The following is a 21,976-nucleotide window of genomic DNA, read 5'->3' on the forward strand; positions in this document are numbered from 1 at the left end:
TAACTAGAAAAACACCTTAATCATATTCTTTATAATGATAATGCTAAAAAAAGACTGACATATTTCATTATTGTAGGTTTTTATTTGCATAAAAGGCTGTTAATATTGGGAACTTTATGCTTTCAGGAGTACAAATGCCAACTTAAGTTTGTGAAAGAGTAAAAAACAATAACAAGATGATTTATAAGTTTTTCTTTAAGGTGATCAATGACGAAGCTGAGACAATAGATGATTTTGAAAGTAATTATCTGCATCTTATTAACCGCTATCTGCTTTTACTTTTTTTCATATTTCTGTTTTACTCCATCTTTATTATTACTTTTTTTGGAGATATGTTTGTTTCCATATTTCTTACTGTGATTACTTTTTTCTGGTTGTTTCTAATGGCAATAAAGGGAAAGACGAAACGGTTCAGAAAAGTATTGAAAACTGCCATTATCAGTATCTTTGTTTTACTTACCTTTATTGTGAGTTTTTTTAATATTTACACTTACAAAAATGCCGGGGTAGAATATTTTTATTTTTGTCTTTTGTTTGCTGTTCCATTTTTTCTGAACTATAAAAAAGATGCATTTTCTATCTTCTTCATTACTTTCATGATCAGCATTAATTTTATTGTGTGCCTGTACTTTGATTTTGACTTCCTGTCCAAAAGCAGATTTATAGAAAAGCAGGACTTTAAAACAATAAAGCTGCTGAATATCTTATTTTCTATTGCATCTTTCCTGATGGATATCGTTTTTATTACTCAGAAAGATTCGCTTATTAAAGGGCTGATTACAGATCGGAAAGAGAAGGATTCCACCATTAAAGATCTTATAAAGACGAATGCTGAACTGATGAAACATCAGATGCTGATCAATCATCTCTCAGAGGAAAACATTCAGGAAATTTTGAACCTTGCAGAAGCTAATTCTTCCATGTTTTTTGAAAAATTTCAGGTGTTTTTTCCTCACTTTATCCCGGATATTTTAAAAATAAACCCAAATCTTATTCATTCAGAACTGTATTTCTGTGCGTTGATGAAACTTGATTTTGATACGAAGAAAATAGCACAATGTACCAATAACAGTATCCGTGCTGTAGAAAGTAAAAAATACAGAATACGAAAAAAACTGAATATTTCTTCTGAAGTAAACATCAATAGTTTTCTCATTAAAATTTAGATTTTGGCTACTTTGAGTTTTAATACTTATAAGTAGTGTTGAGTAGTGCTTTATGGTATTTGTTGGCCTGTTGGTCAATAATTTTACCTGAAAATAATGCAATGAATATTAAAAACATCCATATTGGCAGTCTGATCAGATCCAAAGTGGAAGAGTATCAGATCCCGATAGAAAGAATCAGCAGATTTTTAGATAGAGCAGAAGAGGATGTGGAAAAAATGTACAATGAGAAAAGCATTGACACTGAAATTCTGTTGAAATGGTGTAAACTTTTAAAATTTGATTTCTTCAGATTTTATAGCGGACATCTTATCTTGTATGCTCCTCCGTCAAGAGTTGATAACACAGTCAGCGAAAAGAAAAACACAATGGTCTTCAGGAAAAATGTCTATACGCAAGAGGTAAAAGATTTTATACTTGAGAAAATAGCACATGGTGAAATGACCGCCAATGAAGTTGTTCTACGGTACAAAATTCCCAAAACGACCTTATATAAATGGATGAAAAAAATATAATATGATTCCGGATTACAAACAGATTTATACGGATATTCTTAAGGAAAAGTTTCCTGAGAAATTAATGGATATTAGCATTAAGCATCGGCTGGAAAGATTGCATTCGGCTATTGATGTTGTGAATTTTAATCAAATGGTTTTTGGACAGCCGGAATATGATGTCGGATTTAATAATCAAAGGCTTCGCTCTTATGATGAAGAATCAATTTTAAAAATTCTCAGCTATCAGAAAAAGAATAAACTTACCAACCTACAGTTGAGCAGCCATTTTAAAATAAGTAGAAATACAGTTACCAAATGGAAAGCTATTTTTAAAATTTGAAGATCAGCCCATCTTTGTATTTGTCCTTTTTAAATAAGTAATTATTAACATTTGTGAGTTTTATTACGCGTGAGTAGCATTGCGTAGGTGGAATTGATTTGTAATTATCTGTGAATGATAACTTTGTGATGGTTAAATGACTTATGTTGAAATTTTAATCATTAAACAATTATAACTTATAAATGATGGAAACAAAATTTACAATCCTCCCGATCAGGGCTTTGCTGATAGCGCTGCTCTTTACTTTTGGAAAATCTTATTCACAGGCCAATAACGGAGCTGTAGGTATTAATACCACTTTCCCCAATTCGAATTCCGTTTTGGATGTAGTTTCAGGAAATAACAACAAAGGAGTACTGATTCCCAGGCTTACCGAAGCGCAGCGAAATGCGATCACAATCAATCAGTCCAAAGATGATGGTTTGACGATTTACAATACTACTGAAGACTGCTTCAATTACTGGAGCTTAGCAGATAATGAATGGAAAAGTGTCTGCGGGCAGATGGGTAAGGCTGTTTTTACGGTAGACTGTTCTTCTTCCAAAGCAATGGGAAGCTATGTGAAAGGTAAAGAACTTACCAATTCCAATTACCTTAGTATTGCTGTCAATATAACAAAAGTTGGTAATTATACTATTTCCGGAACGACTACAAACGGATATAACTTTTACGGAACAGGAGTATTTCTCAATACAGGAGTACAAACCATACAAATACCAGGACAGGGGATTCCTCTGAATATTCAGACAGATAATATTGCACTTGAAGCTAATGGAACAGTGGTTACCTGTAGTCCTGCAATTTCTATTTCTGTGCTGAGCCCGGCAGCAACTTACACAATGAGCTGCGGAAGTGCAACAGTAAATGGTGTGTATAAGGTGGGAACTACTCTTGCAGTTTCTAATACCATTACGTTACCTGTAAATGTTTCAGCATTGGGTAGCTATACCATTACAACCAACACGGTTGACGGAATTTCCTTTAATGCTTCAGGTACATTTACTGCTACGGGAAATCAGAATATCACTTTGCAGGGGATGGGTACACCTACTTCAACCACTTTAAAAACAATGACCATTACTTCGGACAGTAAGGGAGGAGTTTCCACCACATGTACGGTAAATGTGATTGTAGTTGTTCCAAAGAAAAAGCTTTTAGCCATTGGAACAGCACCAAACGGATGTGGATATAATGTATCGGGGACTTCTCCATCAGGTATGCTGACTAAAGCCGCCGCTAATTTTGGAACATTGGCAAACAGCATCGTAAAATATGAAGGATGGGATCAGATTATAGACGGTACAGACAGCCCGAATGCTACACAGCTGACAAGTTGGACAACGGGAGCCAATCCTGTAGATATTATTGTAATAGGATATGCGTGGGGAATGAATGCTGCGGAAGCACAGGTGCTAAAAAATTATCTGATAAAAGGGGGTGTCATCATTGCTTATTCTGAAAGTAACAGCGGAATGCAGAATCTTTTCAGAAATGTTTTTGACGGATCTGTAAACACCGGAAGTGTAAACAGTGCGGGAGCTGTCTATAAACTACCGCTGACAAATGATGAAATCCTGAATGGTCCTTTTGGAGATATAAGAGGATTGCAATGGGGAGAAGATGCTTCTTCTACAACGTATGCAACTGGCCTGCCTTCAAGCGAAATTACGGTATATTCAGGAGATACCAATATCTCTACTGCTTCACCATCAGGAACGGTAGGCCGTGTAACTGCATTTAAGCATAACACGCTAAACTTCATCTGGGCAGGAGATGGCGGATTCAACTCTCAGTGTGGAACAGTTGCTTCTCCAAATACCTCAGATACGATTTGCCCTTTCTATGCAGATACGAACTATAAGCCAATTGCTAAACCTAATTATGGAAACGGTGCTACTGCTTATAAAATGAATGTATACAACTCAATATTCTACGCAAATGCTCTTGCCTGGGCAATTAAAAAGGCAGAATTCAACGGAATAAACACACAATGATAAAAGGTTTTTAAAGAAGGCTCCGGTACGATTATTCGTGCCGGAGTTTTTATTTTATATATCTTTTAATCTCTTCTGTAAGGCTTAATATAAATTCTACTGGAAGATCTTCTTCCATATCAATGAGAAGAATCTTAAACTTCTTTCTGCCATCCTGGATCAGCTCAGGATAATCGAGTTTGTCACCGTGATAAAAACTTAGGTAATGCTTTTGGTATTTTTTGCTGTAATAGAAATAGCACAGCATTTTCTTTTTATACTTGAAAAAAGGAAGCCCGAAGCTAAAGGTTTCTGTAATGTTTTCAGTATCGGATGCCAGGATCTTTTTGCGCAAAAATAAAAGAGTACTTCTTTCAGGTTCTTTAATTCTGTAGAAGTACTCTTGTATAGGATTCATTTTTAATTAAATTAAAAAATTAGTCAAAGTTTTGAAGCTCAACAAGCTTGTTATACATTCCTTTTTTAGCAATAAGGTCATAATGGGTTCCCTGCTCTACGATATCTCCTTTTTCCATCACGACAATCCAGTCTGCTTTTTGAATAGTTGAAAGTCGGTGGGCAATTACTAAAGAAGTTCTGTTTTCCATCATTTTTTCTAAAGCGTCCTGTACAAATCTTTCAGATTCTGTATCAAGGGCTGATGTAGCTTCATCAAGAATCATGATTGGAGGATTTTTCAATACTGCCCGTGCAATAGAAACCCTTTGTTTTTGTCCTCCGGAAAGTTTATTTCCATCATCTCCAATATTGGTGTCATACCCTTCAGAAAGTCCGGTAATAAAGGAATCTGCATTGGCAATTTTAGCCGCTGTGATAACTTCCTCCCTGGTTGCATCCGGTTTACCCATCAGGATATTATTGTAAACAGAATCATTGAATAAAACAGACTCCTGCGTCACCATTCCGAGAAGCTGTCGGTATTCTTTTAATTTTAAATGTTTGATATCTGTTCCGTCAATCAGAATTTCTCCTTCCGGAACATCATAGAATCTTGCTAAAAGGTTAGCTATAGTTGTTTTTCCACTTCCACTCTGTCCAACTAATGCAACGGTTTTTCCTTTAGGAATCGTTAGATTAAAGTTTTTAAGAATCAGATTGGATTTGTCATAGTAGAATCCGATATTTTTAAATTCAATATGATCTTTAAGGGTCGTAATAGAAACAGGCTCTGCAATTTCTTCGATTTTTACATCTGCATCCAGAATTTCCAGTACTCTTTTCAGAGAAGCTTCCCCTTTTTGTACGTTGGAAATAGAAGTGGATAAGCTTTTTGCCGGAGGCAGGATCTGGAAAAATAATCCTAAGAACACTAAGAAATCCGCTGGAGAGATACTTTGTTCAACAATAATTTGTTTTCCTCCATACCATGCGATAATCAAAAAGGTAATAGAACCTAAAAATTCGCTCATCGGAGACGCTAATTCCTTCTTTCTTCCTAAGCTGATTGAACTTGAAATCCACTTATTCATAGACTGCATAAAACGATTGTCCATTATCTTTTCAGCATTGAAAATTTTAATGACTTTCGAAGATTTCAGTGTTTCATCTACTATAGAAAAGATGGTTCCCATTTCATTTTGTGCTTCATGAGAATCTTTTTTAAGACTTTTCCCCACTAAGGCAATCATTGTTCCCATCACAGGAAGTACCAATAGAGAGAAAAGGGTCATCTCAGGACTTAGGATGAATAAGCTGACCAAGGTACTGATCAACATGAAAGGAGCGTTAATAAGCTCCACTAAACTTCCTAAAATATTGCCTTCAACTTCTCCCACATCATTCGACATACGGGACATCAGATCTCCTTTTCTGCTGTCAGTAAAAAATGAAACAGGTAAAGAAAGTACTTTTCTATACATTGCTCCACGAAGATCCTTTGTAACGCCTACACGATAGTTGATTAATAGGAAAGCACCAAGATATCTGAAAATATTTCTTAAAAGAAACATAAATGCCGTTATGATACAAAGCCATGCAAGAACCTTCAGGGTACCATATTCAGCTACTAAATTCTGAATAGAATAATTTAAATAATCTTTTATATAGCTGAAAAAATCAAGAAACTCTCCTGAATAAACAGGGGCAGTCTCGTATTTTTCAGGTTTGATGGTCCCAAAAAGCATCCCTAATACGGGTAAAATAGTTCCTAAGGAGGCAATTTGAAATACAGAATATAGGATATTGAAAAATAAACTTCCGTAGATGTATTTTTGATGCGGTCTCGCGAACTTTAAGATTTTTTTATATTCGTTCATTCAATGAAAAAATTGGATAGCAAAATTACGTAAAATTAAAAGATAAGACGTTCTTAATCCTGTTTTACTTTAATTGATATGTTTCAAAACATATTTTTTTGTTACAAATGCCTCTCTTTTAATTCTATATTCTTTTTTGATCATAAAAACAGAAAGGAATCTATAAGCCTGTTATCAATAACTGAAGGGATGGCTCATTAAGCGATAATAAATGCATGAAAAACCGCCATTGAGACGGTTTTACTACTATAATCATGAATTAAAATTTTACCTGATCATTATATTTAGGAGTGAAATTTTTGGGATTCAGTTTATCCAAAGTTTGCCCGAAATTATTGATGATCTGAGTCATATTATTGAAGTCCACAATGTTGATGTCATCATTTTCATGGTGATAATGAGTAGCCTTTGTCATGTCAACTGTTGAAAATGAATGAGCAATAATTTTCTTTTTTACAAAACTTACATTGTCTGAACGGTAAAATAGCTGCTGCTTTGCATAGGGATCAGCGTTTATTTTTAATCCGTTTACAGCATACGTGTTAAAGAGTTCATCCAAATCTGAAAATCCGTCTCCTGTCATATACAAAGCGTTTTTTCCCCATTGAGATTCTGTAGCTACCATTTCAAAATTGAAAAGAGCAGTCATTTTGTTATAGATAGGATCCAGATTGGTATCTGTTGAAATCGCTTTTGATCCCAGCATTCCTTTTTCTTCTCCATTGAATGCCATGAAAACCATTGAGAATTCAGGTTTTTTATTCTTAAAATAATCAGCAATTCCTACTAAAGTTGTAATTCCGCTGGCATCGTCATCTGCTCCGTTATAAATATTATCACCCGTTTTATTGCTGGTTCCGATATGATCAAAATGCCCGGAAAAGCCAAGATATTTGTCCGTTTTTCCTTTTTTTACGCCACAGACATTGTAAACTGTTTTTCCATTATAGTCAAAGGGAATCAGGTAAGAATTTCCCGTACAGTATTCCAGTTTGTTTTCTTTAAAAAGCTTGGCAATATAGTTAGCTGCGTTTTCATTTTCCTGAGTTCCTATTTCACGGCCTTTCATTTCGTCTGATGCCAGAGTTGAAAGAATGGTTTTTACCCTTTCCTGTGAAACCTCCTGTGCAGAGGATACTATAGAGAAGAGAGATAAAGTAAGGTAAGTGAGCTTTTTCATTGTCTTTAATTAAGAGTTGAACGATCTGTCGTACTTTTTGTTTAAAAGTTGCATGAAATTACATAAATTAATTAACCTGTGGAGATTATGCCGGCAAAAATGGATAATCAGAGATCATATAAAAATAAAAAACAGCTCCTAAAAAGAAGCTGTTCTTACTCAAAAAATCGTTGTAAGGTTATCGAAGTCTGTCTACAGATTTTACGAGCCTCTCATCTTTACGGATGTATATGTTTGCAATAAGCAGACATATTATCGCGATCAATGGGAAAATCGGCTCAATACCCTTCTCAGGAAATTGAATTCCTCCGGATAAGTTTAGTAACCAGTACGCCAATACACCAATCAACAAAGCGTTTATAATGATGCTGATGGTATTCAGCAAAATTTGTCTTTTTCTGTTTTTAAAACTAAAAATACTTAATGCGCCAGTGATAACAAGCACTATGCAAGCAATATTAAGGAGAGGAATACTGTCGGAAATGACAACATCCTGTCCCGTTATAAAAAGGAAAACAGCAGCTAAAACTGCTAATAAGGTCCATATACTTTGTATTCTCTGTAGCATCGAATATTAAATTCCTGGCAAAAATAACATAAATTTTGCACAATTCAAAAATAAGTGTAGATTTGCATTATACAATGTACTTGAAAACCAAAGTCACCGGACTTACTTTTCTTACTCACAATTAATTACATTTTTACATAAATATGTTTAACATAGAAACGTTAAGGTCAAAATCCGTAACGGAACTGACTAAAATCTTAAAAGATTTGGGCGTTAAAGTTGCAAGAACCAGCAATGAAAATGACAAAATCTTTGCTATTCTTGACTTTCAGGCTTCTAACCCTAAAGTTGCAAAAGATTATTTCAACGCCACAGAAACCACCAGTATAACCACTGAAGAGGCCCCAGCAGAAAAACCTGCTAAAGCCCCGGCAAGAAAAGCTGCCCCCAAGAAAACAGCAGCCAAGCCAAAACCAAATACAAAAGCTCCAGAAGAACCTATAGAAGAGGAAAAAGCAGAAGAGAAGATACCGGTTTCTGAAGAAATTAAACCCGAGGAGCAAAAAGCCGAAGCAGTGGTAGTGGCAGAAGAAACATCAGCTGCAGCTCAGGCAAAAAAGAAAAGAAAAAGAGTTCCTACCAACACAGCTAATACAGAAGTAGCCCAGGAAAGAACAGAAGCTCCAAAAAACACAGAACCCCAAGAGTCTGCTCAGACCGAAGAAAAGCCTAATAATCCCCCTCAGCAACCACAAGCGCAACAACAGGCTAACAGACCTCAAAAAGGGAACAACCATCCACAGAACAGTGGAAACCAACATAAAAATCAACATCCGCATCAAAACCAGCACCAAAACCAAAATCAGAACCAGAATCAAAACAGGCATTCTGAAAAGGTAGAGGAGCACCAGGACCATAAAAGAGAATTCAATTTCGACGGAATGGTTAGCATTGAAGGTGTTTTGGAAATCTTACCGGACAACTACGGATTTTTACGTTCTTCAGATTTTAGCTATATTTCTTCTCCTGATGACGTGTATGTGTCTACAGCGCAGATCAGAAATTATGGTCTGAAAACCGGAGATACAGTTAAAGGAATTGTGAGACTTCCAAAAGAAGGTGAGAAATATTTTTCATTATTAAAACCTACAGAAGTGAACGGACGTGACCTTGCATTCATCAAGGACCGTGTTGCTTTTGAGTATCTTACCCCCCTTTTTCCTGAAGAAAAATTTAATTTGACAGGAAACGGATCTACGATCTCTACAAGAATTGTGGATTTATTTGCACCTATTGGTAAAGGACAAAGAGCAATGATTGTTGCCCAGCCTAAAACAGGTAAAACAATGTTGCTTAAAGACATCGCTAATTCTATTGCGGCCAACCACCCGGAAGTATATATGATGGTTCTTTTGATTGATGAACGTCCGGAAGAGGTTACTGATATGGAAAGAAGTGTGAATGCAGAGGTTATTGCCTCTACATTTGATGAAGCAGCAGAAAAACACGTTAAAGTTGCCAACCTTGTTCTTGCAAAAGCACAGAGAATGGTAGAATGTGGTCATGATGTCGTTATTTTATTAGACTCTATTACGAGATTGGCAAGAGCGTACAATACAGTGACTCCTGCATCAGGTAAAGTTCTTTCCGGTGGAGTAGATGCCAATGCACTTCACAAGCCGAAAAGATTCTTCGGGGCAGCAAGAAAGATCGAAGGTGGAGGATCTTTAACGATCATTGCAACTGCATTGATTGATACCGGATCTAAAATGGATGAAGTAATCTTTGAAGAATTCAAAGGTACAGGTAACATGGAACTTCAGCTAGACAGAAAAATTGCTAACAGAAGAATTTATCCTGCTATTGACCTGATTTCTTCCAGCACACGTAGAGATGATCTCCTTCTGGATGAAGTTACTTCTCAGAGAATGTGGATTTTTAGAAAATACCTTTCTGAAATGAATCCTGTTGAAGCTATGGAATTTGTAAATAAGAATATCAAAGGAACTCTTAATAATGAAGAATTCCTGATGTCTATGAATAAATAAATTTAATTATTATCAACTAAAAAGCACGGATCATACAGTATGATCCGTGCTTTTTAGTTTTTCAGAGATTAAATGAAGATTAAATACGAATATTTTAAAAAAAATAATTCATTCTAAATCAATATATCAATGTTAAAGATTTATTAAAGTAATCCACAATCTTTGATAATCCCTTAAATATTGGCTAATTTTGAAGTATAACATTAAAAATAAATATTATGTCATTTGAATTACCAAAACTAGGATATGCATATGATGCATTGGAGCCTACTATCGATGCTAAAACTATGGAAATCCATTATACAAAGCATCACCAGGCGTATATTGACAATTTAAATAAAGCAATTGAAGGAACTGAGCTTGCAGGAAAAACAATCGAAGAAATCTGCCAGACAGGAACAGATAAGCCAGCAGTAAGAAACAATGGGGGAGGCCACTTCAATCACTCTTTATTCTGGGTTATTTTAACTCCGGGAGGTAGTAAAGAGCCTGTAGGAAATGTAAAAGCTGCTATCGAAAATTATGGTGGTCTAGAAAAATTCAAAACTGATTTTTCTGAGGCTGCTAAAACAAGATTCGGTTCAGGATGGGCTTGGTTGGTAAAAAATGCGGACGGTTCTGTATCTGTTTCTTCTACTCCAAACCAGGATAACCCATTAATGCCTGTTGCAGACGTTAAAGGTACTCCGGTTTTAGGATTAGACGTTTGGGAGCACGCTTACTATTTAAATTACCAAAACAGAAGACCTGACTATGTTTCTGCATTCTTCGATGTAGTAAACTGGGATAAAGTAGAGGAATTATTCAACAAATAATTTTCAGCTATTATAAAATGAAAAGGTTCAGATTTATTCTGAACCTTTTTTTATTGATTAATGTTATTGGCTATCTTACGCTGTCACTTCCTGAAAGTCCGGTCATTTTCAAACCATATTTCCAGTTTACATAAGCGAAGACCTGATAAAGTTTGTACTCAAATTTGATCCCATAATTCTCCTTGGGGTCATAATCAATTCCTGATTCTATAATATTTCTATATCTTCCTGAATGGTAATAGCTGTTCCATTCGTTCACCAGAAATGCATTTTTTGTCTTCAGATAAGACTCAGAATATTGACTGATGGGTTTTGCAACTGCGCTCAGGAAATAATCAAACTGAGTATCTATTACTGTAAGATCCCATTCCCCGTCTTCGTTTTTAGAAGGTTTCATTTCGTTCTGTTCCTGATCTTTTTTCTGGGAAGTATCCTGAGAAAAACAACTTAAGGGGATCAGTGCAAACAATACGATTAAAAAAATATTTTTCATGATCAATGTATTTACATAAAAAAAGCACTCCAATAAGAGTGCCTAAATTTTTATGGTTCTTTCTGCAGAACTACAAATGCCGGGAAGTGGTCACTGTATCCGCCTGTAAACTGATCTCCGTTCCAGGATCTGAAAGGGTATCCTTTGTAATTTCCTTCTTTATTGACTAAATAAGCAGGAGCAAAAATTTCTGCCTTATAAACTGAATACTCTTTTGTTACCTGATCAGACATTAAGTTTTTAGAAACAATGATCTGGTCAAACAAGTTAGGAGCATCCTGGTATGCTAAAGAAGCTACTCCTTTTTTGTATAAAGGATGCATTAAGTTAAGATAAGGAGTTTCTTCACTTAAATCTTTAGGATTTGCCTGAGCTTTCAGATGATTTTTTAAACTTGGGCTTATAGGATCATCATTGAAGTCACCCATAGCAAATAATTTTGTAGTTGGATCGGCTGCTCTTACGCTGTCCATCTGCTGTTTAAGTAAAAGTGCCGCAGCATTTCTTTTTGGTAAAGAGATTGCTTCACCACCTCTTCTTGAAGGCCAGTGATTCATGAAAAAAGCAACTTTCTCATTATCTAAAAAACCTGTTACAACAAGGATATCTCTTGTATATTCTCTTCTTCCGTTGTCACCAAAGATTTTTAGTTCTTTCTTTAATGAATTGGTAGGGGTGAATCTTCTTTTCTGGTAGATCAGGGCAACATCAATTCCTCTGTAGTCATAAGAGTTGTAATGAATGATTCCGTAATCATATTTCTTTAGAGCAGGTTCGTTGATCAGGTCCTGAATAACCTGTCTGTTTTCCACCTCTATCAAACCTACAATTGCAGGAGCAGTTTTGGTATATTGTGCTCCCATCTCAGAAATCACTTTAGCTTCGTTAGCCAATTTTGCTTTGTAAATTTTTGATCCGTAGTTTTTTGGGCTTTTAGGAGTAAACTCTTCAGAACCACCTTGTTCTCTAACTACTTTTTTCCCTATTAAAGCACCATCGCTCCATGGTCCGTCGTATTTTTCAGCATCCAGAAATTTGATAGAATCAAATGGAATACTTCTGTGGAAAGCTGGATTTTTGATATCTTTAGTTCCGTCAATATAATCTGCTGAACGAATAGTATCCCACAGGTTTTCTACATTTAAAAAACCAACTGTAGCTACTTTTCTCAGTTTTCCTTGTTGTTGTGAGAATGCCATGATCGAAAAAACGATGGCAAACAGACTCGAAAATCTCTTCATCTCTTAGAGTTATTATTAATATTATTTAATTTGCAAATTTACTTTTTTTTAATTCACTGCATTTTAAATATTTGTAAATTTATCTGCAATAATCTGAACATTTTTTATATAATGATTCTTAAAATTTTGCAATGTTAAGAAAAAATAATGTTAAAAAAGTTGTGAATTGTAAATTTTGACTAAATTTGTGCCCCCAACTTTTAAACTGTTGACAATTAACAAGAAAAGTATTTAAAAATAAATATACTCATGATTAAAAAACTATCATTAATCTCTTTATTCACTTTGCTGCCTGCGTCCTATTATTTTGCGCAGACGACAGTGTTTGCGTATCTTAAGGATGCGGATGGGAAACCTGTTGAACAGGCAAGCGTGGATTTAAAAGGAGCAGGAAATGATGTAAAGGCGGACAAAATCGGATACTTCCAATTTGCTGATTTGATGCCCGGACATTATCAGATTATGGTTACAAAATCAAATTTTGAAACTAAAATTTTAGAATTTGATGTAATTACTAATGAGAAAAAGAAAGATCTTGGAGTAATTACTCTTTATTCGGCATTAACTAATGCAGATCAGGGCTTAGCTATTGTAGAAGACTCTGGTGAGAGTGATAATGGAGGACAGCAAACTGCAACAGTAGGGCTGCTTCAATCTTCTCAGGATGTATTCAACAGAATTGCAAGCTTTGACCTTGGACAGTACTGGTTCCGTCCAAGAGGAATTGACAGCAGAACCGGAGAAAATATGATTAATGGAGTCTCTATGGCCGCTGCAGACAACGGAGACGTTGATTTCAGCACATGGGGTGGATTAAATGAAATTACCCGTTATCCGGAAATTTCTGCTAATCATGCTCCCTCTGAATATGCTTTCGGGGGAACTACAGGTGTGTTTTATAAAAATACTAAAGCAAGTGAGTACAGAAAAGGAAGTCAGCTGACTTACTCTCTGACAAACAGAAATTATAATAACAGATTGTCTTACAGATTCTCTTCCGGGATGAACAAAAACGGATGGGCATTTACTGGGATGATTGCAAGAAGATGGGCCCAGGAAGGTATTCAGGATGGAACTTCTTATGATGCATACAGTGGCTATATCGGTGTTGAGAAAAAATTCAGCGACAGCCATACCATGACGTTTAATGCTATTGGTTCTAAATATGCGAGAAGTTCTTCCAGTCCAAATACTCAGGAAGTATATGATTTCAGAGGAGTTCATTACAACTCCTACTGGGGATGGCAAGATGGAGAGAAAAGAAATGAAAGGGTAAGAAGAGGTTTCCAGCCCATGCTTCAGCTGCAGGATTTCTGGAAAATCAATAAAAATTCCCAGTTATGGACTTCAGTTTCTTACCAGTTTGGAAAAGAATATAGTTCAAGATTAGATTGGTACAGAGCCAATAACCCATCACCTACCTATTACCGTAATTTGCCAAGTTATTGGTTGAATTATAATAATCCGGCTCCATCACAGGCAGAAAATATCGGCTTCTGGAGAGACAAATGGACTAATAATGACGAAAAATATACACAGATCAACTGGGATAATCTTTATAATGCCAACAGAAATGTGGAATACAGTTCTGTGTTTGGCGGAAGAAGAGCTGCCTACTATCTTGTGGATGATGTAAAAGATGATAAAGTATGGAATGCATCTACTCACTATACTTATAACTTCAGTGATACTTCACGTTTTATTTTAAACGTATCTTATCAGAATTACAGATCTGAGCAGTACAGAGAGGTAAACGATTTATTAGGGGCCGATTTTGCTCTGAATATGGACCCGTTTGCATCCAACACAACTGCCGGAAATGTTTGGGGGCAGTACAATACGAAAGAAGACGTTGGTTCTGTTGCAAAGAGAGAAGGTGACAGAATTGGATATAGCTATATTTTCAGAAGACAGGAAGTTAAAATAAACCCGGCATTTAAATTTGCAACAGGGAAATTTGATGTCTTTGTTTCCGGATTATTCGGATATACCAATAACAGCAGAGAAGGGCAGTTCCAACATTACCTATATCCTTCATCTTATGGAAAAGGAGAAGACAAAAACTTCTGGAATGCAGGTATCAAAGGGCAGGTTACTTATAAAATCAATGGTAGGAACTTCTTGGTTTATAATGGAGCATACTTTTCACAGTCTCCGTTCTTAAATGATATTTATTTCAATACAAGAGTAAGTGGTGTTACTACTCCGGGTATCAAAAACGTTGTGATCGATGCTAATGATCTGAGTTATGTAATTTCTACTCCGATTCTTAAAGTTAGATTAACAGGTTACCTTGTTAATACTCAGAATGAAACAAGTGTACAGAGATATTTTGCACAAGGCGTTAAGTTGACGACACTCACTGAAAGCGGAGATCAGACTCCTATTCAGGATGGTGCTTTCATCACGCAGGTACTTGCAGGAGCAAACAAAAGAAATATGGGGATTGAACTTGGAGCTCAGGTGAAAGTTACCCCTACTTTAACGGCTAGTGGATTGTTAAGCGTAGGACAGTATACTTATACTAATAATCCTACGGTTTATTTCGCTTCTGACGCTGTTGGAACGTTCAGAGAACTGGATGGAAACGGGAATATTGTATCAAGATCTTACACCAACATGGGTGAGGCTACTCTTAAAAATTACAGACAAGGAGGAACTCCTCAGGAGGCGTATACTTTAGGTCTTAGATATAGCAGCCCTAAATACTGGTGGGTGGGTGCAACCTGGAACTACTTCGGGCACTCTTTCTTAGATCCGTCTCCGGTAACCAGAACAGCAAGATTCTATACGAATCCTAACACCCCTGGAGTTCCTTATGATAATGTAACTGAGGAAGAATTAGCAAGAGTGCTGACTCCTACTAAGCTGCCTTCAGCATTTTTCTTCAATGTGAATGCAGGGAAATCCTGGATGATCGGTAAGTATTACGTATTGGTGTCTGCTTCTGTAAACAACATTCTTAACAATAGAAATTACATTACAGGAGGATTCGAGCAGACAAGAAACGTTAACTATAAAGACTATGCTAATGACTACGACAGCGGAAACATGGTATTCGCTCCTAAATATTGGTATAATCAGGGTAGATCTTATTTTGTTAACCTTCAGTTCAGATTCTAAAAAAATAAATTTAAAAATTGAAAACAATGAAAAATATATATTTTAAAGCGGCCTTTTTTAGTGCCATTTCCATGCTGACATTATCGTCTTGTGTAAAATCCGATGATTATGAAGTGCCGGCAATCCAATGTACAAACAAGTTTGCAGCAGCTAATCACCAGTTATCAGAACTTGCAACTATTGCTAAGCCAAAACCAGCTGAAGCTGATATCATTAAAGATGATTTCATCGTTGAAGCTTATGTTTCTTCAAGTGATGAATCAGGAAACATTTACAAAATGATGTTCCTTCAGGATAAGCCTGAAAATCCTACCCAAGGTATTGAAATTGATATTGACGGTGGAAACCAGTATCTTGACTTCCCAACGGGAGCTCTGGTTAGAATTAACCTTAAAGGACTTATCGTTCAGGCTTCTAATGGAAATATCAAAGTAGGTTCTTATGACCCTAGTTACTCTGTAGGAAGAATCAATCCAAACAAAGTGTCAAATTACATGGCAAGAGTTTGTGATGGACAGAAGCCTGTAGTAGCAGTAATGAAGCCGTTAGAGTTTAACAGTATTGCAGATGCTCTTAAAAATGGTGCACACATCAACCAGCTTGTAAAAATCAAAAACGTTCAGTACGAAGATGCAGAACTTGGAAAAACTTTTGGTGACGAAAGTGCTACAGGAGACCGTTATATTACGGATAAAAAAGCGGGTAGACTAGATCTTCGTTTCAGTAACTATGCAACATTTGCGAAGTCTCCGATTTCTCCTACGTATGCAAAAAGTGGTGATATCGTTCTTCTTTTAAGCCGTTATACGAGTCCAAGTAACCCAACAACTCCAACGTTTACAGAGCAGGCTTATATCAGAAATCTTAGTGATATGAACTTCCCTAATGCAAGATTTAACCCGGGAGAGCCAGAAGCTCCGTCAGCTACTGCCGTTAACCTTTTTGCAGGATCTGATTTTGAAAACTGGCCATCTTTCCTATCTACTTTAAATAGCTTTGGGCTTATGCCTTATGCATCTCAAGGTATTAATCTGGGGTACAACGGTACAAACTCCCTTCAGATTAAAGGTACACCTGCCAATAATGACTATGTATTTACATCAGTTGCTGCTACCGGAATACCTGCTGTTCCAAAGAGAATTACAATGTACATTAAAGGTACAGCGACAGGAAAATCACTTTCTTTCAACGTATATAAAACGAATGGTACTTTCTATTCATTCAACTTAGGAACATTTGCTACAGGTGCTACACTAATTTCAGAAAGTGCTAACTCATATACTGGATCCATCAATACAAACGGACAGTGGAGATTAGTAGAACTTACGCTTACAGGTCTTGCCGATCTCAACGTAACCGCTGGAAAAACTATGTTTGCTTTAAAAACAGGATCAAATGGAAACTATGATATTCAGATTGATAATATCAAAATTGAGTAATACAGGATTTCACCTCTGATAATTTAAAAAAATAAGCCGGCTCTATAAAGCCGGCTTATTTTTATATATCATTCTGAATATGAGGCTCAGAGATCTGTGTCAGGCTCAAAATAAATTAATAAAATAAAAAACCACTGTTGATGCAGTGGTTTAATTATTTACGTCTTTTAATTAACTGTAATTGTTGGATCCCAGTAAAAGTAGCCGTATAAAATCTGCTTATTACTATCTTTTGGATCTAAAATATAAAGTGCAAACTGTACATAGAAGTTCTCTTTTCCTGTAGTTCTCACTTTGGAATCAATACTGGCGAAAGTAATATCAGCTTTAGTGGCAGGAAGTCCGTTTAGAGATTTCACATCTGGTACAACAGCCTCCTTTCTTTCCACAGAATTATATACAAAATTATTAAAAACCTGTTCTCCGGACCAATATTTAATATTGTAAATAATGACAGCATCATCAGAATTCTGATAAATTGAAGTTCCTCTGAAAGAAACTACATCTCCTGCTCTTGCACTGAAGTCGAGGTCGGCAGAACCCTGCCCGGAAAGAGCGTTGGCATTTGAAGCAATCATATGCTGGCTATTGTGATCAATTCCTGTTGGATTATTGGGATCTGTACTTGGAGAAGTATAATGTGATCTTATATAATCTGTGTCAATTACGATCAGGATATCTATTTCCTGACTGGATGCTTTATGAGTTGTCCATGATATTTAGTTTTTTAGTTTGGTATATTCTTACTCATTTGGCTTTTCAGATTCCGCCCTGTGATTGTAGTGATTTCAGCTTCACGGTTGTGGTTGTAATTACTATACAAATGTACATTGCTGAAAATGAAATTATTAGAGTGTAAATGCTGAAAAGTATCATTACGGGTTTTTACCTAATTAATTTAAAACCAAATGGAAAAGCTGAGAGGTAAATTCTATAATGAAAGAAGACCTTTCATTTTCACGATAAGAATAAATTTTTCTGAGTGTATACTATAAGTAGAGTAAGTCGTTTTTTGTTTACTTAAATAAAACGGTGGTCCTTTTAAACTGGTCTATTAAGCCAGTGTTGGCTTTTATGCAAAAAAAAATACCCTAAAAGCTAAGCTCTCAGGGTACCCATTTATAATGGTTAAATCTAATTTTCTTTTAAAAAGAAACCTCATTCACTTCTTTTCCTCTTTGGAAGTTCATCATTTTCTGGCTGCCTTTATAGCCAATGCTGACCAGATTGATTTGCTTGGGAAAAGCACTTAAAAGGATCGTATTTTTAATTTTTAAGGTGCTGATATCTGAAACACCACCGGTTTCAAAATACACCCATACAGTTTCTCCGCTGACCTGGCTTCCTGTGAAGGTAATTGTTTTGGGAGCACCATTGACAAATACATCAAAATTATTGTTCACATATTTTTTAACTTCTGCTTCAAAGCCTGCCGTGTTAGGATTGATTTTGATAGCATCAGAGATATGGCTTGTATTCATTTTTGTGGTAAACTTCAACGTCTTGCTTCCATCAATATAGTCCACTTTGGTCATTGAAGAGAAAAAGTCTGCATACATAAAACTCATTAACACAAAAAATGTTAAAATTCCTGATATATATAAAAGTTTTTTCATCTTAATTAATAGATTTACAATCATACTTGCTAGTTATAAGTCACAAATAATATGCCAATTAGAAATTTACATTCACAGAATACTTATCATAAAAAGCTTTAATATGCGCTACTGCCTCATCAGCAGTGTCTACCACGCGATAAAGATCCAAATCATCTTCAGCAATCATTCCTTCTTTTAGCAGAGTGGCTTTAAACCAATCCAGTAATCCACCCCAAAATTCACTTCCTACCAATACAATAGGAAACTTGCCAATTTTGTTGGTCTGAATCAGGGTCATTGCTTCTGTCAGCTCATCCAAAGTCCCGAAACCTCCCGGCATTACTACAAAACCCTGAGAATATTTTACAAACATTACTTTTCTTACGAAGAAGTAATCAAAATTCATAGAGTAGGACTTATTGATATAAGGATTAAAGTGCTGCTCAAAAGGGAGGTCAATATTAAGACCAATGGATTTCCCTTCTGCATTAAAAGCACCTTTGTTTCCGGCTTCCATAATACCAGGTCCACCTCCGGTAATAATTCCGAAGCCTAATTTTGTTATTTTTTCGGCAATTTCTACTGCCATTTTGTAGTACTTATTCTCCGGCTGCAGACGTGCTGAACCAAATATAGAAACACAAGGCCCGATCTTAGCCAGTTTTTCGTAGCCGTCTACAAATTCGGCCATGATCTTAAAGACCATCCAGCTGTCTTTGGTAATCGTTTCGTCCCAGGTCTTCTGTCTGAAACTGTTAAGCAGTTTTGTTTCGTTTATATCAAATTCCGGATTTACTAAACTTTCATCCCTGGTCCCATCAATTTCCATTGCAAAATTTATTTAAAATGTTTCTCTGCTTCTATTATGGATGCCGGCCTTCCGACATCTATGAGAATACTGTCATGTTTAAAACCGTGTATATGCTCGGTCTGCATCAGATCCAGATATTCTTCCATAATAGAAAATTTGCCTGTTCTTTTTATTTTTTCAAAGATAATAGGGTTGATGCAATGAACTCCACTGAATGCCAATGCTTTAAATCCCTTGTTGAATTCAGCAAGACGCTGTTCACCCGTCTGTACATTCAGCCATCCCCTTAAAACAGAATCATCATTGAAAAGGAGTTTTCTAGAACTTTCCCTATCTGAAACTGCTAAAGTAGCAAAATCTTTTATCTTTTTATGATATTCTACCAATGCATTGATATTTAGGTCTGTTAAAATATCAGCATTCATAATTATAAAATCTTCTCCGTGATCAAGATACTTTCTTGCAAAAATCAAGCCTCCTCCGGTTTCAAGGAGTTCGTTAGATTCATCGGAGATTTCTATCTTACAACCGAAATTATCATTTTTATTTAGAAAATCAACTATTTGACTTCCAAAATGATGAATATTGATAACAAAATCTGTTATTCCGAAGCTTTTCAGATAATTGATATTTCTTTCCAAAAGTGGAATTTCATTTACTTTTGCCAGTGCTTTTGGATGGTGGTCTGTAAATGGTTTAAGGCGGGTGCCTTTTCCTGCTGCGAAAATAAGAGCCTTCATAATTGGTTGACTAATAAGTAGTGTGTAATGGGCAATTTGATAAATGATCAGTAAATAAAGTACTGATTTATTAATTATTAGCCGTGTTTAATTGTGGTTGTTCGTCGTGGTGAAGGCTTACCTGTGTTCCTTCAGGATACTTTTCTTTGATAAACTCAGCAATTTTTATTGCAGAATATACCGACCTGTGCTGGCCTCCTGTACATCCGAAATTAATCTGAAGATGTTCAAATCCTCTCTCTAAATAATCATTAATATTAATCGAGATAAGAGATTTTACCAGTTCTAAAAACTGAGGCATTTCTGTTTTAGTTTCAAGATATTCCTGAACGCCAATATCATTTCCGGTTTGTTTTTTATATTCTTCAATTCTTCCGGGATTTAAAATTCCTCTGCAGTCAAAAGCGAAACCTCCGCCATTTCCTGAATGATCTTTAGGAATTCCTCCTTTCTTGTATGAAAAACTGTGTATGTCTATGTGCAGCATTTTATCTTTTATTTTTTGTTGAACCTTTTTAGGCCTGTTTAATTATATTGAAGTGATTGTTTGGGTCTGAACAGATCTGAAGGTTTAAATTTTTATTATTCTTTCAATTTTCTGTTTTGTTTTCTCAGCGGCCAGCTGTTGAATTACTTTATTCAGTTCCGGATAATTTTTCATTTCTTCCCAGGAAAGAGCAAACTGTGTAATATTCTGGATTCCTTTTTCTAAACTTGCGATGAAATGCTGCTTTCTCTGGATCAAACCTCTGAATCCATAAGCTCCCAGGACCTGTAAGAATCTCATCATCTGAATAGGTTTGATGCAGTTTTTTAGCTGAACTCTCATTTCAGTACTTTCGAACTGGGTGATATAAAATTCAAGCATTTTATTTTTGAAATCTTCAGGAAAATTAGCCTTCGCCTGAAATAAAAAGGAAATCACATCATATAACAAAGGCCCATACATCGCAGACTGATAATCAATAAATGAAACTTTATTTTCTTCATTTATCATAATATTTCTTGCCTGAAAGTCACGGATCATAATTCCTTTAGGTTCAAGATTTTCAATGTGTACAGCAATTTTTTTGAATTCCTTCAGAAGAGTAGATTTATTGTATTCCAGTTCCAGAACGTCTGCCACAAAGTTTTTAAAATAGTAAAGGTCATGAATTACCGGAAGCTCGTCATAACTTTCATATTCAAATGTCCTTGAATAATCTATTTTCCCTTGTGTATGTATCTGTAGTTGAAAAAGCTTTTCTAATGTTTGCTGGACCAAATATTTAACAGAAGGAGAGAGGCCTTCTTTGGTGATCACCTCCGAAAGTGTCTGTGCTCCCAGAAACTCCTGTATATACATTTTTCGGTCATCCGAAACGGCAAGAATTTTTGGAGTATTAAGATTCACTTCAGAGAATACTTCCGAATAATATAAAAAACTTTCATTTTCCGGAATATTTTCGTTGTAGGTGATGATGTATTTTTCAGTATCAGCTGAGGCCATAAAGTTGACCCTCGCAGAGCCGCTTTGAGCTAATGTGATGAATTCGGTCGATTTTTTACCCAATTGGTTTTCAAAAAATCGTTTTGCATTTTCAGAAGTCATAATATGAAAACAAATATACTAATTTAACGGGAGTTAGAAATATCACTTCATTTATAATTATCTGAATAGATATACTGAATGTTTTTTACAGAAAACAAAAGATAAATGCATTTGTCTTCTATATTATTTCCCTGTTT

Annotated in this window: 20 protein-coding genes; 8 read left to right on the top strand and 12 right to left on the bottom strand. The window is 35.7% G+C overall.

What is annotated here, in order from left to right; translation table 11 throughout:
• The first annotated feature begins 176 nt into the window (after nt 1–176).
• The 4 genes from AC27VX_RS02135 (at nt 177) to AC27VX_RS02150 (ending at nt 3,997) form a co-directional block, all read left to right on the top strand.
• Nucleotides 177–1,166: a helix-turn-helix transcriptional regulator gene (locus AC27VX_RS02135; RefSeq protein WP_488693638.1), complete on the top strand. Its 990-nt coding sequence runs from the start codon at nt 177–179 to the stop codon at nt 1,164–1,166.
• A 101-nt stretch (nt 1,167–1,267) separates the two neighbouring features.
• Nucleotides 1,268–1,681: a transposase gene (locus AC27VX_RS02140; protein WP_488693640.1), complete on the top strand. Its 414-nt coding sequence runs from the start codon at nt 1,268–1,270 to the stop codon at nt 1,679–1,681.
• A 1-nt stretch (nt 1,682) separates the two neighbouring features.
• Nucleotides 1,683–2,003 carry a helix-turn-helix domain-containing protein gene (locus AC27VX_RS02145; protein WP_300688959.1) on the top strand — a complete coding sequence of 107 codons (321 nt, stop codon included), beginning with the start codon at nt 1,683–1,685 and terminating at the stop codon, nt 2,001–2,003.
• 182 nt (nt 2,004–2,185) lie between these two features.
• On the top strand, nt 2,186–3,997 hold the full coding sequence (locus AC27VX_RS02150) for a hypothetical protein (RefSeq protein ID WP_488693642.1): 1,812 nt from the start codon (nt 2,186–2,188) through the stop codon (nt 3,995–3,997).
• Nucleotides 3,998–4,046: 49 nt separating this feature from the next.
• On the opposite strand, the gene AC27VX_RS02155 is transcribed toward AC27VX_RS02150, so the two are convergent.
• From AC27VX_RS02155 to AC27VX_RS02170, 4 genes are all read right to left on the bottom strand, one after another.
• Nucleotides 4,047–4,394, bottom strand: coding sequence for a DUF1801 domain-containing protein (locus AC27VX_RS02155; protein ID WP_300688954.1), 348 nt, complete (start codon nt 4,392–4,394; stop codon nt 4,047–4,049).
• A gap of 19 nt (nt 4,395–4,413) precedes the next feature.
• Nucleotides 4,414–6,252: an ABC transporter ATP-binding protein gene (locus tag AC27VX_RS02160; protein ID WP_488693644.1), complete on the bottom strand. Its 1,839-nt coding sequence runs from the start codon at nt 6,250–6,252 to the stop codon at nt 4,414–4,416.
• A gap of 259 nt (nt 6,253–6,511) precedes the next feature.
• Entirely contained in the window at nt 6,512–7,432 is a 921-nt protein-coding gene (locus AC27VX_RS02165; protein ID WP_236856963.1) for a M28 family peptidase, read from the bottom strand.
• A gap of 178 nt (nt 7,433–7,610) precedes the next feature.
• Nucleotides 7,611–8,000 (bottom strand): DUF4293 family protein, encoded by a 390-nt coding sequence (locus AC27VX_RS02170; protein ID WP_236856964.1) that lies wholly within the window; start codon nt 7,998–8,000, stop codon nt 7,611–7,613.
• A gap of 143 nt (nt 8,001–8,143) precedes the next feature.
• Here AC27VX_RS02170 and rho point away from each other — a divergent pair, with 143 nt between their 5' ends.
• Together rho and AC27VX_RS02180 are read left to right on the top strand one after the other, a co-directional pair.
• Complete coding sequence (gene rho, locus AC27VX_RS02175; protein ID WP_236856965.1) at nt 8,144–9,988, top strand: transcription termination factor Rho; 1,845 nt, start codon at nt 8,144–8,146, stop codon at nt 9,986–9,988.
• Nucleotides 9,989–10,206: 218 nt separating this feature from the next.
• Nucleotides 10,207–10,803, top strand: coding sequence for a superoxide dismutase (locus AC27VX_RS02180; protein WP_300691514.1), 597 nt, complete (start codon nt 10,207–10,209; stop codon nt 10,801–10,803).
• Between the two features lie 70 nt (nt 10,804–10,873).
• Here AC27VX_RS02180 and AC27VX_RS02185 read toward each other — a convergent pair whose 3' ends face one another.
• The gene (locus tag AC27VX_RS02185) at nt 10,874–11,296 is read right to left on the bottom strand and encodes a DUF6146 family protein (protein WP_300691511.1); all 423 of its coding nucleotides are present in this window, start codon (nt 11,294–11,296) and stop codon (nt 10,874–10,876) included.
• 50 nt (nt 11,297–11,346) lie between these two features.
• Complete coding sequence (locus tag AC27VX_RS02190; RefSeq protein WP_488693647.1) at nt 11,347–12,537, bottom strand: endonuclease/exonuclease/phosphatase family protein; 1,191 nt, start codon at nt 12,535–12,537, stop codon at nt 11,347–11,349.
• A gap of 249 nt (nt 12,538–12,786) precedes the next feature.
• On the opposite strand from AC27VX_RS02190, the gene AC27VX_RS02195 reads away from it, so the two are divergent.
• Nucleotides 12,787–15,660, top strand: coding sequence for a carboxypeptidase regulatory-like domain-containing protein (locus tag AC27VX_RS02195; protein WP_488693649.1), 2,874 nt, complete (start codon nt 12,787–12,789; stop codon nt 15,658–15,660).
• Nucleotides 15,661–15,686: 26 nt separating this feature from the next.
• Nucleotides 15,687–17,099, top strand: a complete 1,413-nt coding sequence (locus tag AC27VX_RS02200; RefSeq protein ID WP_300691506.1) for a DUF5689 domain-containing protein — start codon at nt 15,687–15,689, stop codon at nt 17,097–17,099.
• A gap of 167 nt (nt 17,100–17,266) precedes the next feature.
• Here AC27VX_RS02200 and AC27VX_RS02205 read toward each other — a convergent pair whose 3' ends face one another.
• The 6 genes from AC27VX_RS02205 to AC27VX_RS02230 form a co-directional block, all read right to left on the bottom strand.
• Complete coding sequence (locus tag AC27VX_RS02205; RefSeq protein ID WP_488693870.1) at nt 17,267–17,818, bottom strand: inclusion body family protein; 552 nt, start codon at nt 17,816–17,818, stop codon at nt 17,267–17,269.
• 426 nt (nt 17,819–18,244) lie between these two features.
• Entirely contained in the window at nt 18,245–18,715 is a 471-nt protein-coding gene (locus AC27VX_RS02210) for a DUF6702 family protein (RefSeq protein WP_236856971.1), read from the bottom strand.
• 58 nt (nt 18,716–18,773) lie between these two features.
• Nucleotides 18,774–19,526 (bottom strand): LOG family protein, encoded by a 753-nt coding sequence (locus AC27VX_RS02215; RefSeq protein WP_236856972.1) that lies wholly within the window; start codon nt 19,524–19,526, stop codon nt 18,774–18,776.
• An 8-nt stretch (nt 19,527–19,534) separates the two neighbouring features.
• A complete protein-coding gene (locus AC27VX_RS02220; protein ID WP_236856973.1) occupies nt 19,535–20,248 on the bottom strand; it encodes a nucleotidyltransferase family protein in 714 nt (237 codons plus the stop codon).
• A gap of 70 nt (nt 20,249–20,318) precedes the next feature.
• Nucleotides 20,319–20,735: a RapZ C-terminal domain-containing protein gene (locus AC27VX_RS02225; protein ID WP_236856974.1), complete on the bottom strand. Its 417-nt coding sequence runs from the start codon at nt 20,733–20,735 to the stop codon at nt 20,319–20,321.
• An 84-nt stretch (nt 20,736–20,819) separates the two neighbouring features.
• A complete protein-coding gene (locus AC27VX_RS02230; protein ID WP_488693652.1) occupies nt 20,820–21,839 on the bottom strand; it encodes an aminoglycoside phosphotransferase family protein in 1,020 nt (339 codons plus the stop codon).
• Between the last annotated feature and the right edge of the window lie 137 nt (nt 21,840–21,976).

Source organism: Chryseobacterium sp. 14P4.3.2 (genome assembly GCF_057799275.1).

Coding starts and splice junctions, on each gene's coding strand:
- AC27VX_RS02135 (WP_488693638.1), top strand. CDS start 177: ATGATTTATAAGTTTTTCTTTAAGGTGATCAATGACGAAGCTGAGACA.
- AC27VX_RS02140 (WP_488693640.1), top strand. CDS start 1,268: ATGAATATTAAAAACATCCATATTGGCAGTCTGATCAGATCCAAAGTG.
- AC27VX_RS02145 (WP_300688959.1), top strand. CDS start 1,683: ATGATTCCGGATTACAAACAGATTTATACGGATATTCTTAAGGAAAAG.
- AC27VX_RS02150 (WP_488693642.1), top strand. CDS start 2,186: ATGATGGAAACAAAATTTACAATCCTCCCGATCAGGGCTTTGCTGATA.
- AC27VX_RS02155 (WP_300688954.1), bottom strand. CDS start 4,394: ATGAATCCTATACAAGAGTACTTCTACAGAATTAAAGAACCTGAAAGA.
- AC27VX_RS02160 (WP_488693644.1), bottom strand. CDS start 6,252: ATGAACGAATATAAAAAAATCTTAAAGTTCGCGAGACCGCATCAAAAA.
- AC27VX_RS02165 (WP_236856963.1), bottom strand. CDS start 7,432: ATGAAAAAGCTCACTTACCTTACTTTATCTCTCTTCTCTATAGTATCC.
- AC27VX_RS02170 (WP_236856964.1), bottom strand. CDS start 8,000: ATGCTACAGAGAATACAAAGTATATGGACCTTATTAGCAGTTTTAGCT.
- rho (WP_236856965.1), top strand. CDS start 8,144: ATGTTTAACATAGAAACGTTAAGGTCAAAATCCGTAACGGAACTGACT.
- AC27VX_RS02180 (WP_300691514.1), top strand. CDS start 10,207: ATGTCATTTGAATTACCAAAACTAGGATATGCATATGATGCATTGGAG.
- AC27VX_RS02185 (WP_300691511.1), bottom strand. CDS start 11,296: ATGAAAAATATTTTTTTAATCGTATTGTTTGCACTGATCCCCTTAAGT.
- AC27VX_RS02190 (WP_488693647.1), bottom strand. CDS start 12,537: ATGAAGAGATTTTCGAGTCTGTTTGCCATCGTTTTTTCGATCATGGCA.
- AC27VX_RS02195 (WP_488693649.1), top strand. CDS start 12,787: ATGATTAAAAAACTATCATTAATCTCTTTATTCACTTTGCTGCCTGCG.
- AC27VX_RS02200 (WP_300691506.1), top strand. CDS start 15,687: ATGAAAAATATATATTTTAAAGCGGCCTTTTTTAGTGCCATTTCCATG.
- AC27VX_RS02210 (WP_236856971.1), bottom strand. CDS start 18,715: ATGAAAAAACTTTTATATATATCAGGAATTTTAACATTTTTTGTGTTA.
- AC27VX_RS02215 (WP_236856972.1), bottom strand. CDS start 19,526: ATGGAAATTGATGGGACCAGGGATGAAAGTTTAGTAAATCCGGAATTT.
- AC27VX_RS02220 (WP_236856973.1), bottom strand. CDS start 20,248: ATGAAGGCTCTTATTTTCGCAGCAGGAAAAGGCACCCGCCTTAAACCA.
- AC27VX_RS02225 (WP_236856974.1), bottom strand. CDS start 20,735: ATGCTGCACATAGACATACACAGTTTTTCATACAAGAAAGGAGGAATT.
- AC27VX_RS02230 (WP_488693652.1), bottom strand. CDS start 21,839: ATGACTTCTGAAAATGCAAAACGATTTTTTGAAAACCAATTGGGTAAA.